The organism is Oculatella sp. LEGE 06141, assembly GCF_015207605.1.
GTDB lineage: Bacteria > Cyanobacteriota > Cyanobacteriia > Elainellales > Elainellaceae > Oculatella.
Window position 1 is genome coordinate 24,229 of the sequence record NZ_JADEWO010000059.1, and the last position, 11,819, is coordinate 36,047.

7 protein-coding genes are annotated in these 11,819 nt (G+C 50.0%); 3 read left to right on the top strand and 4 right to left on the bottom strand.

Annotation, left to right across the window (positions count from 1 at the left end):
- Positions 1-62 precede the first annotated feature (62 nt).
- The 3 genes from IQ268_RS26285 (at position 63) to IQ268_RS26295 (ending at position 6,114) form a co-directional block, all read left to right on the top strand.
- Positions 63-1,322 carry a DUF4255 domain-containing protein gene (locus IQ268_RS26285; RefSeq protein WP_193885418.1) on the top strand — a complete coding sequence of 420 codons (1,260 nt, stop codon included), beginning with the start codon at positions 63-65 and terminating at the stop codon, positions 1,320-1,322.
- Positions 1,322-3,310, top strand: coding sequence for an ATP-binding protein (locus IQ268_RS26290; RefSeq protein ID WP_193885444.1), 1,989 nt, complete (start codon positions 1,322-1,324; stop codon positions 3,308-3,310). Before IQ268_RS26285 ends, IQ268_RS26290 begins: the two co-directional genes overlap by 1 nt.
- Positions 3,311-3,471: 161 nt before the next feature.
- On the top strand, positions 3,472-6,114 hold the full coding sequence (locus IQ268_RS26295) for a DUF4157 domain-containing protein (protein WP_193885420.1): 2,643 nt from the start codon (positions 3,472-3,474) through the stop codon (positions 6,112-6,114).
- Between the two features lie 345 nt (positions 6,115-6,459).
- On the opposite strand, the gene IQ268_RS26300 is transcribed toward IQ268_RS26295, so the two are convergent.
- The 4 genes from IQ268_RS26300 to IQ268_RS26315 form a co-directional block, all read right to left on the bottom strand.
- The gene (locus tag IQ268_RS26300) at positions 6,460-6,639 is read right to left on the bottom strand and encodes a chlorophyll a/b-binding protein (RefSeq protein ID WP_193885421.1); all 180 of its coding nucleotides are present in this window, start codon (positions 6,637-6,639) and stop codon (positions 6,460-6,462) included.
- Between the two features lie 70 nt (positions 6,640-6,709).
- On the bottom strand, positions 6,710-6,907 hold the full coding sequence (locus IQ268_RS26305) for an NblA/ycf18 family protein (RefSeq protein ID WP_193885423.1): 198 nt from the start codon (positions 6,905-6,907) through the stop codon (positions 6,710-6,712).
- Between the two features lie 439 nt (positions 6,908-7,346).
- Positions 7,347-7,544: a hypothetical protein gene (locus tag IQ268_RS26310; protein ID WP_193885425.1), complete on the bottom strand. Its 198-nt coding sequence runs from the start codon at positions 7,542-7,544 to the stop codon at positions 7,347-7,349.
- 358 nt (positions 7,545-7,902) lie between these two features.
- The coding region (locus IQ268_RS26315) for an ATP-binding protein (protein ID WP_193885434.1) at positions 7,903-11,819 on the bottom strand (3,917 nt) is incomplete at its 5' end.

Below are 11,819 nucleotides of genomic sequence, written 5' to 3' on the forward strand. Positions count from 1 at the left end.
TCTCTAAGGAAGCCAACGAGAGATACCGAGAGATCAACGGTGCCTCACTGAGAAAGGAATTCATGAGCAATGCACTTGTCATTGCAGCCGTTACTGCAGTGCTCAAAGATATTTTGGAGAATGGACTGGCAAACGACGCGATCGCCACCAGTATGGGTGATACATTGGTGACTGCAATTCCCCCCGATCGCATTTCGGTTGGCAGTGACGAACGGCCACAGCTCAACCTATTTTTGTATCAGGTGAGCCAAAATCGTAACGCCGACTGGATTGGGCGCGATCGGCCTGAGAGCCATCGTGCCAGTGCCCTGTCTAGCCAGCCACCCCTGGCTTTAGATTTGCACTACTTACTCACAGCCTATGGCGCAAAAGACTTTCAGGCCGAATTACTCCTGGGTTACGCTATGCAGTTGTTGCACGACCTGCCTGTAATTGGGCAAGAGATGTTTGTTAATGCGTTGCAGCGTGCGGCAGCCGTGAGCAGTTTTGGTGTTCTGTCCCAAGCTTTAACCACTGTGTCCATTCCCGATCTGGTTAAGGGAGTAGGCTCCATCAAACTCAATACTGAATTCTTTAACATGGAGGAAACCTCCAAACTCTGGTCTGCCCTGCAAACCCATTACCGTCCATCGGCAGCCTATCGTGCTTCTATGGTTCTCATTGAAAGTCGGCAACCGGGTCACACAACACCAACCCTGGAGGCAGCATTGCCGCAACCTCTCATCGAGAAAGTAACGACTCCCACTGGAGAGCCAATTACAGCAGGCAGTATGATTCTCCTCCAGGGTGAACGGCTCCAAAGTGATATTACGCAACTGCGTATGGTTGGGCGATCGGCACTTCTAAAACCAAAGGAGGTACAACCCCAAACGATTAGCGTCATTCTACCGTCCGACTTGCTGGCTGGCGTGCATGGCATTCAAGTTGTACATCAAACTCTCGGCCAGTCATTATCTCCACTGTCCGCACTGGAATCAAACGTTGCGAGTTTTGTAGTGCATCCCCTGATCACCGCTTCTGTAGACCAGGCTCAGCCCGATTCAGAAGACTTGTATGCTGCAACCATCATTGTGAACGTCAGACCCCGTGTTGGCAAATCCCAGCGTGTGTTTTTGTTGCTAAGCTGCGTTTCAACGCATCCAGCCCGCATTTACCCCTTTGCGGTTCAACCCCACGATGCCGATGCCGACATTCTACACATTCCCGTTACCGCCCTACCGGCAGGTACCTACTGGGTACAGCTACAGGTAGACGGTGCCCAAAGTCCTTTACATCCGGCTGTTACTGGAGAACCTGGCTCCCCTCAGGTAGAACTGAAATGATGACGGCTCTTGAACACTGGCAGGCTGCAAACCAGCGTTATCTCTCAGCGTCTTTGGCGTTTGTTCGCAATGCTCTGGCTGGCTATGTTGGGGCAGAAGCATTGATCTGTGATCAGCAACAGTTACAGCAGGACATAGAGGCAGCAAGAGCCGCCATGCCTACTCCCTCTGCACTCGATCGCCTCAGCCAGATGTTTGACTTGAGTCCCTTTGAACGCGATCTGCTGCTGCTCTGTGCGGGAGTCGAGCTGGATGCTACATTGTTCCGCCTTTGCACCGAAGCGCAGCACGATCCACAACGCCCCTATCCCACCTTTAGTTTGGCGCTGGCGGTGTTGCCGCAACCTCACTGGGAGGCGCTGACCCCAGTTGCACCGCTGCGTCGTCATCGATTAATTGAAGTTGGTCAGGGAATTACCCTGACGCTCAGCCCGTTACGCATTACCGAACGCATCTTGCACTACTTAGTGGGCACACGTTATTTAGACGAAGGCTTAGTTGGATTCATTGAACCGATGCCCGCTGTCGCCGAATTAGTGCCCTCTCATCAACACCTGGCCGAGCAAGTGGCGCTGGTGTTATCAACAGCGGCCACCGCAGCGGAGCCGCCGATTGTCCAATTATGCGGTGCCGATGCCAGCAGTAAACAGAGCATTGCTACCACCGCTTGCGAGTTATTAGGCTTTGGTCTTTGTCGCTTGCCTGCTGCACTGGTGCCCTCTACCCCGGCTGAAATTGAAAGCCTCCAACGGCTATGGACGCGCGATTCGGTTTTAAGTAATAGTGTACTTTTACTGGATGGCGAGGTGTTGGACAGCAGTGATGCGGCGCGAATGGGAACGGTGTCCCGGTTGCTGGAGCGCACGCCTGGGTTGCTGCTGATGACCTGTCGCGATCGCCTGCATCTGCCCCATCGTCCGGTCATTAGTTTTGACGTACAAAAACCAACCTCAATCGAGCAGCAAGACCTCTGGCATGACTTGTTAACCCAGCAGGTGCCTTCTCTCAACGGCGAGTTGCATGGGCCAGTACAGCAACTCGTTTCCCAGTTTGACCTGAACGCAACAGCCATTCGCAGCGCCTGTCATGCAGCGATCGGTCAACCGTCCAGTCCCTCTGCCGCACCAGACCTTAGCCGCCGTTTGTGGGATACCTGCCGCATTCAAGCCCGTCCGCGCCTGGATGAACTCGCTCAGCGAATTGAACCGATCGCCAGTTGGTCTGATCTGGTCTTGCCGGAGGCACAAATTAAGATTTTGCACGAAGTCTCTGCCCATGTGCGCCAGCGAGCGACGGTGTATGAAACCTGGGAGTTTGGTACAAAAGGGTCACGGGGGCTGGGGATTAGTGCTTTGTTTGCCGGGGCAAGCGGCACCGGCAAAACCCTGGCGGCGGAAGTGCTAGCTCACGAACTGCGGCTCGACCTGTACCGGGTTGATCTGTCGTCGGTGGTGAGCAAGTACATTGGTGAAACCGAGAAGAACCTGCGGCGCGTGTTTGATGCCGCCGAAGATGGCGGTGTGATTTTGCTGTTCGATGAAGCCGATGCTCTATTTGGCAAACGCAGCGAGGTAAAAGATAGCCGCGATCGCTATGCCAACATTGAAGTCAGCTATCTGCTGCAACGGATGGAATGCTATCCCGGTTTAGCCATCCTGACGACCAACTTGAAGAGTGCGATCGACACGGCCTTTTTGCGCCGCATTCGGTTTGTGGTGCAGTTTCCCTTTCCCGATGCCAGCCAACGCGCCGAAATCTGGCGACGCGTCTTCCCCAGCCGCACACCCACTGAAGGGCTAGATCCAGCCAAGCTAGCCCGACTCAACGTTGCAGGAGGCAACATTCGCAACATTGCCCTTAACGCCGCTTTTTTGGCTGCCGACGCCGGAGAAGCGGTGCAGATGAAACATTTGCTGCGATCGGCTCAAACGGAATACGCCAAAATTGAGAAGTCGCTGACCGAATCAGAAGTGGGCGGATGGGTTTGAACACTTTACCCTGAACGCTTGCTTCAAACTATAGACATTGGTCGAATATGCTCCGACATCAATTGTAGTTAGGGTTCAATTAGCGATCGTCTGTCTGTTGCAATCATATTCTCAAGTGCTGGTACATCAGCACTTCACCTGATCTACAAGGAGTTACTCGGATGAGTGAGCGCATCGAAATTAAGCGTCAGTCTACAAGTGTCACTAGTTTCACGCCTTTACCTCAGGCTCTAGTTTCTCCTGATACGTCAACACCATCTAACTTCAACTTCAGCCCTCAACCCAGTGGGGTTGCATCAGATAATGAATCTCTTAAAATCCCCTTTCCGGGTCATGATTTCAGCAAAATATCAATATCTGCGCCTGGCGACTGCATTACCAAACCAACCATACAGCGCAAGTGTGCAGCTCGTGACAAAGATACATTGCTGATGCGAGAGGTCAATGACACTGGCGATGCGTCAATTAATCCGCTTGATACCTCTAGCAATACGGCTGTGCCCTTAGGTGGAGGAAATGCTAGCTCTGGCTCAACGACGGTTCAAGATCCAAAGCTTCAGCACACTACTCATTCGGGTAAAACTCTGGAAGATGTTGCCAACAACTTACCGGACGAAGCAGGTTCCGTTACCTTTAGTTTTAGCACCAGCACCCAGGGTGATCCCGCGACAAAAGCTACATTAACCGTGACTCAAATTATGACCATGCCCAGGTGGGCAGAGCGTGATAAGCAATGTCCCCCGGTCAAAAAAGCGTGGGACAGCTTCTACTCTGCCCTGAAGAATCACGAAGATGGGCATGTTGCCATTAACAAACAAGAATTTGCGAATGCTCATCAACGCTTCATTGGTAAAACGTCTGGTGAAATGGATCAGGAGAGCAAAGCTTTAGAAGCATACGTCCAAGGAAAAAATAACGATTATGATACCAAAACCGATCACGGTCGCAAACAAACGCCTCCAACTGAAATTGATACTGGCGTTGAATGCGAAGATTCTAAGAAACAAAGTGCAGAAACTGGTTTTTTAGATACGATTCAAGACACGATCGCTAGTGTGTTTCTAATGCGATCGTCTGCGCCTGAACCTTTTGTCCCATCGATGCTGCCACTGCATCTGGCAAGACAAGTGCGATCGACAGAGTTAAACAATCCATTGAATTTCATCCCATCCGAGCCTGCTCATGTTTCAGCTCTGCAAACGTTCCGCATGGCAACCCCACCAAGGGCTGTTGGTGAACACAACAATGGAGTGGTGTGCCAAGCGGATAGGATCTCAATGCAGCGATCGAGCCAAACTCCTGGCAGCGCTCAAGCGGAAAATATTGGGCAACAGATTCAGTCTGCAATGGGCAGAGGGGGTGGTCTCGATCAAGGCATTCAGCAGCATTTGGAACACCAGTTGGGAACTGACCTATCCGGTGTAAAGGTTCATACGGATAGTGAAGCCGATCGCCTCTCTAAATCCGTCAATGCGATCGCCTTTGCTACAGGTCAAGATATTTTCTTCAGTTCAGGCAGCTATAACCCTACTTCAACCGAGGGTCAGCATTTGATTGCCCATGAGGTAGTGCATACTGTACAACAGGCAAATGGAGCCGTGGCTGGCACTTCCACCGCAGGCGGCATTTCAATCAGTGATCCCTCTGACCCGTTTGAGCAAGAAGCCGATCGCGTCGCCGATCAGGTGATGCGGATGCCTAACCCTACTGGGTCGGTGGGGCGATCGCTCTCTGGAGCCGTACAGCACAAATGTGCAGATGGCAAACAGGAAGACGAGGCAGTGATGCGGAAGGCGAGGACGACTACCTTCATACAGAGGGACAAAACATCAGACCAACTCAAGGATCTGGAAACACGAACTCAGGTGCTGGAGAAAAAAACAGCCGCCAATCAACTTGATCTGAAGTATCGAGCTTTATTCGGTGAAAAGATCTCAACTTACAAACAAGTTGTGTATCGACTCACAGCGGCGTTCCAAACGGCTATGAGCGGATATCAGGGTGCTCTAAATAAACAGGCGAGCCAAGATGCTGTTATTGACCAAATAATTACAACTCTAATTTTAGTTGCGGGGACAGCCGCCCTCGAACCTTTTCTGAGCTTTAGTCTTGGCAAACTTCAAAGTGCTCTCGGCAAAACCAGCCAGAAGATTGCCGCAGTTGATATTAAAGGCGTTGTGGAGAAACTAGAAAACCCAATTAATTCGGCAGCATCGGGGGCTGGAAATACAGTAACAACCGCACGCGCTGGAGATCGGGCTGCAAATTCACAAGCAGCGGGTCTGCCGGCCGGTGAAGGCAGAGGAAGTGGAGGAGGTGACCCGCTATCGTTTCTTGCGTCCAATCTGGAAGCCATCGAAATGCATAACCAGAAGTTTGAAGCAGCGTTTAGCAGTCGTGCAACACAGTATGATAGTTTGGTTTCAGATGACTGGAACAGGTGGAGTAAGGATAAGCAGGAAAGTGACTATAGCGCCCTTCTTAAAAATCTGGACTCTGTAGCATTAGGTGACATAGCCAAGCTAGATGGTTCCGAGACACTTGCCGTTAAAATTGAATTGTATCTATGGGCAGCCTGGATTAAGACACATCAGCCAGGGGTAAAGGGGTTACAGATTGGCAGCCAAGTGGCAAAACGGCTTAAGAGCCTGGGACTTGAAAGCTTGGCTAACGTTAAGTTGGACACTGATTCTTGGATATTTATGGAACATGATGTTCTATTCAAGGACGAACAGACTAACAAATCATGGGAGGATAATCTTCACGCTTGGGCGAATGGATGGTCAGCTCCTCTGCTAAAGTAACCTGATCGACTGCCTCGCTCTGTGTTGCGTATAGATTTTAGAGCCTGGATAGGCGATCGTATGATAACGGTTGCATATCGCCTTTTCCCTATCTTTCCACTCACACCCGCTGGTGACGAGTTCCCTATTTCCCATATCCCATAAACAACTAACTCAACCAGAATTTTGCTGCATTGAATTCAGCTATTGTATCGGTTGCAAGGAAATACCTGGAGCAGCGATCGCCCCAGGCTTGCTTCTCACGAAAAATAGGAAGCAGGACAATTCAAGCATCGCCCCTCTCCATATTTCTGTATTGGCTCAAAATCTAATCAGGCATGATGTTGAGCAGCGTTGGCTGTTGCTCTAAGAGAGTCCCCAGAACCCCAGGAAGCCCCGGCTAGAGAGTACTTCAATTAACAGAGCAGACACAAAGCCAATCATCGCCAAACGTCCGTTCCAGACCTCGGCTTGAGGAGTGAATCCCCAGCGCCACGCGTTTCTGTCTTTGGCAACGGGTGTAGAAGGCTCAGTGGGATTTGTCATCAGTAATACTCCAGCTTGAGATAGTGTGACGATTCAGCTCAACTTGATAAACACGGATCGCTTTCTGTGGTTACTCCGCTTCAAAAGCGGCATCCAGCTTCCATTCGTGTCTCAAAAACTCTTGATACATTGCATCTCGAAGCATCACCTGCTTCTGCAACATGACCAGAAATTCTTGAGCCTGCTCGCGGGACATCTGCTGCACCTGATCCGCAAAGTTTCTGAGGCTAAACTCTTGTTCTAGTGTTAGTTCGATCGCTTTATCCATAACTGCCTTTATATAGGGGTTAAAGTTAAACTCGGCGGCGGATGACTGTTACCAAAAAACCGACAAGCTTGTGTGTAACGTTATATGTACAATGTAACGCTTTATTTCAAAGTTGGGGAAAATCCAAGTCGAATTCTGCCTTAAGTTAGACTGGTGATGCCCTGATTCCCGAATGGCGATCGCCACTAACTCTTGTGGGTGAAGGCAGCAATCGCAACCTTCGTTTAGAATATCTATCGAGGGAAAGCTCCTACGTCTGAACGCTATTGGGTTACACCCGAAGTAAACTCGTCCAGGCGCAGGAAAATGGCAGCAGAAGAGTTCGTTAACGATTTGCTTTACCTGGGCACCAGCCGCACTACTGCGATTAGAGTAGGCGATGGTGACTGGAGTAGACGATCGCTCTAAGAGGATGTTTGAAACGTAGCAAATGTGCCGTTCAAGTTACAGTCAGCACTTTAAAGGCATCCTCGCCTAAACCACTGCCCGACCTAATAGAACCGAAGTTAATCTGGCGATCGCCGGACATAGCTTTATCAGCAGGCAAACGTCTGCTGACCATTGTCACGAAATTAATGAGATTTGAATCGATATGATGAACGTCCACAACGCACAACCCGCCCGTCAAGGTTTTCATTCGCTTCCTACACGGAACCAACTAGCTACCTTTTTGCAGTCCAAAGGTGCTCGTCCCGAAACCTTGAGGCAGATGACCGTCTGGGAACAAATTCAGTTGACCAAGGAATATCAGCAGGCGACGACTAGCTGATGTGAACACCCATCGCACAACTCGAACTGGGTTAGAGGATGTCTGAAAAGACTTCAATAATCTGGATTAGCCCCTTAACTTCCCTAACTTGAGGGACAGACCGACTTGGTTCGGTAAGTCCCCCAATCTGGAGAAACAGGGGGCGGTTCGAGTTGGGCTTAGCACGTCTCAGTCGTTCTCTTAAAAGCTCCCATTTCTCTCCTGGCTTAGACGACTGTACAGTTCCCTACGAGAGCGGCAGTCGAATGCAGAACTCGGTGCCCTGACCTAACTCAGACTGCACATGCAGGCTACCACCGTGTTGCTCGGTCACAATTTGTCGCGCGATCGCCAGCCCTAACCCCGTGCCTTTGCCCACGCCTTTGGTGGTAAACAGGTGATCAAAGATTCTGGTTTTCACCTCTTCTGTCATGCCAACACCGTTGTCACGAATGCGAATTTCTACGGCATTGTGGTCATCCAGCACGGCGGTTTGAATCGTGATTTCCTGCGGTTTGGCTGCTAAATCATCGAAAGACAGGTGCTGAGCGGCTTCGTCAAAGACATCGATCGCGTTTGCCAGGATATTCATAAACACCTGGTTAAGCTGTCCAGGAAAACATTCGACTAGCGGCAAATCACCATAGTCTTGGGTCACCTGAATGGTGGGCCGATACTCATTGGCTTTAAGGCGATATTTCAATATCAGCAGGGTGCTATCAAGTCCGTCGTGCAGATTGGCGCTAACTTTGTATTCAGTATCAGCACGAGAGAAGGTGCGGAGGCTGGTGCTAATTGTTCTAATGCGATCGGTTGCACCTTTCATTGAGTCCAACAGTTTTAGCAAGTCATCATGCAAGAATTCCAGATCGATGTCTCTTGCATTGGCTTGCACAGGCGCAGCCGCGTCGGGATGATGCTGTTGATAAAGTGCCAGATGATCTAACAGATCTTGCACATAGTCCTTAACGTTGTCGATACTGCCATTAAGGAAGCCGAGCGGGTTGTTCACTTCGTGAGCCACACCTGCCACCAGGTTCCCCAACGATGCCATTTTTTCGTTTTGTACGGTTTGCAGTTGCGCCATTTGTAAATTCTGCAACGCTTGTTCAAGTTCCTGCGATTTTTGCAGAACCGCTTCTTCTGCCCGTTTGCGATCGGTTATATCGAGCATAATGCCATCCCATACTGTTTCATCCTCACAGCGTTCTGGTTGAGACGCTGCTTTAACCCACTTCATGGTTCCACTGGGTGAAACAATGCGCCATTCGTGTCGAAAGGGAGTGAGATTTTGAGCGGATTCAATAACGGCCTGCAAAACGCCTGCTTGATCGTTGGGATGTTCAAAATCACGCAGGTCGTGTCTTCCCGCCATCAGATCCTCTGCCGCCACTTCATAAAGCGTTTGACATCCCGAGCTGACATAGGATGTTGAAGCTGAACCATCGGCTTTGATCCGGATCTGATAAATCAAGCCAGGCACATTGTCTGCCAGTTTCTGAAAGCGAAGTTCACTGATCCGTAACTTTTCCAGAGATTGTTCTAGCTGTTGAGCATAGTCTTGAGCTTTTTGATAGAGCTGGGCATTTTCCAGAGAAATGGCGGCCTGAGTGCAGAGAAAGTTGAGAATGAGAACGCGATCGTCTGTAAATATGCCACTGGTAGATTGGTTCGACAGGTACAGAATGCCGACTAAATGTCCCTGATTGAGGATGGGTAAGCCCAAAACACTCTTGGGGCAATGCTGATTCAGATACGGATCAACAACGGGTAGGCTGGTCTGGCACTGGTCAATGACAATTACTTCCTGGGTGTTTTTGACATAGTGAATCAGTTGAATCGGCAGGTCGGAATACGTGTTGAGTGCCTCTGAGCAAAGTTCGGTAGTGTCTGGTGTGGCGATCGCTCGTACCTGCCATTCACCCTGGTTCAACAGAATCAGGGCACAGCGATCGCCGCCTGAGTTCTGCAAAATGATCTGAGTTAACTGGCGCAGCAGGTCGTCGAGTTGAATGGTGCTCGAAAGGCTCTGGGACGCTTTGAGAATGGCAGCAAAATCTAGTGCGGTATTGATGCTCGTACCAGAAGAGCGGTTGGTGGTTGTGGAGCTATGGATCGAAAGCTTGGGAGCCGCAATGGACGTTAAGGTTTCAAAGGGGTTCAGGGTTTGGGCTGCTTGCTGGAGAATGGGGCGCAGTAAATTGGGGTATTGAATTTCCAGGTCATCGGTTTTGGCTCTGGCTCCCCAGCGGGCATAACAGTAGTACGCTTCCTGCATGTAGACGGCGGCAACTTTCTCTTTGCCCCAGTTGAGGTAGAACCTGGCAGCCAGTTCATTTGCTAAGGCTTCTTCCTGGAGATACCCATTCGTTGTGGCTTCAGCAATGGCGCGATCATAAAGGTCGAGGGCATCCAGGTGTCTTCCTTCCAGCCGCGATCGTTCCGCTTCAACCAACAAATACTTATGCAGGAAGTTTTCGGGGCAACTCTCTGACCAGAGTTGTAGTTGCGCTTGATTGCGATCGATCTGCTGCAATAGGTCGTTGCGTTCTACTTCTGGCACATTGAAATAGTGGCTGACCAGAATCAGAGAGCCATAGTAACAGTAACCAGCAGAGGTGGTAAATCCCGCGCACCCCCCCAAAAACTTACGCCCTTCTGTTACATAATGAACATCTGGCTTGAAACTCTGAATTAAGCAGGCTCGATGCATTTGCAAAATGTAATACGTGCCAAGAGCCGTATGGGATTGTAATGCCTCCGACCGCTCAACCCAAGCTTGCTCTGCGGTTTCCATCTGTTCCTGCTCATCCAGAGATTGAGCAAGCTGGTTGACAAAGAAACGGCAGGCGGCAAGGATGCTTAGCAAAAAGTCATGCTTTAGTTTCTCCCCAATTAGCCAAAAGTTATCAATGTCGATCGCAATATCGCTCAGGTTTTCACCTTGAAATAGGCGATTGCAGATATTACTGTACAGGTTGTATCCTGCATGGGGAATTTCTCCAGATTCCAGACCTGCGAGGAATCCTTGATAATTAATCTCAGCCGCTCCCTGTATTGGTTTCGCCCAAACCTGAATACAGCAACCTAACATAAAGCAAGCCCCAGATTGCTGAAACTTATTATTGAGCTTGTAGCTCAATTGCAGGGCAAGATCAGCAAATTCCAGGCCACGCTGATACTGGCTGTGCAGCAGCCCGATCAGAAATCCATAGGTGGCATACGCTTTAATGGATTCTGCCGTGTTGCCTTGTTCGACAGATAAACGGACGGCACGGAAGGTCGCAAAACTGTACAGGTCAAAATCTGAAACGATATAGGCCGGTGGTTGCAGGATAATTAATAGCTCGATCGCGGCTTGAACAGTTGGATCTGTTGCTGTAGGTAACTCTAGCAAAGTGGCGATCGCGCGATCGTGCAGTCGGTTTTCAACAGCAGCAAACTCGTCTTGAGCTAGTTGGCTCAAAGCCTCTCGTTCCACTGTAATTCCCAGATTCTGCAACCCTTCCAATCCGGCCTGAATTGATTCTGAAAACAGCCCTTGCAAGGAATACTGAGCAACTCTGAGAACATAAATTTTGGCGCGATCGACGGTTGAGTTTGCTGACTCAAGTAGGGTTATTACAGTTTCCTCCAATGACTGGAAGTCTCCACTCATCAACGAGGCTTCTGCCAAATGAAAATGCAGATCAAACGCGAGACGATAGGCAGCCGTCCAGGCATTAATTTCCAGTAAATCAATTCCAACCTGGAAATACGTCTTTGCTGCGTCATAGGCTGTAGAAGCTTTCGCTTTTTGACCCGCATTTAAATTAAGTTCGGCAAGCTGCTGCTGCTCACTGGGATTGCTGAGTAAAGGTTTCCCGATATTAATCTGGTTAACGATGTCAAAAATTCGGTCGTCCCGCTCTGCGGTAGATAAGTTCCCTAACAGCAGTTGGCCAATTTGGAGGTGAGTGGCCTGCTTCTGCTCGACTGGAATCAAAGAATACGCCGCTTGCTGCACACGGTCGTGCAAAAAGCGATAGGCAACCGTGGGTTCATGCCCCAGTTCTGCACTCGGCGTGGAACTCGCCTGCGCTTCATCCGCCAAATAGAACTTGTACACCTGAGTCTGTGGAATGACGAACCCTTCCTGCAACGCTTTCCACAGCGCCGTCGCCA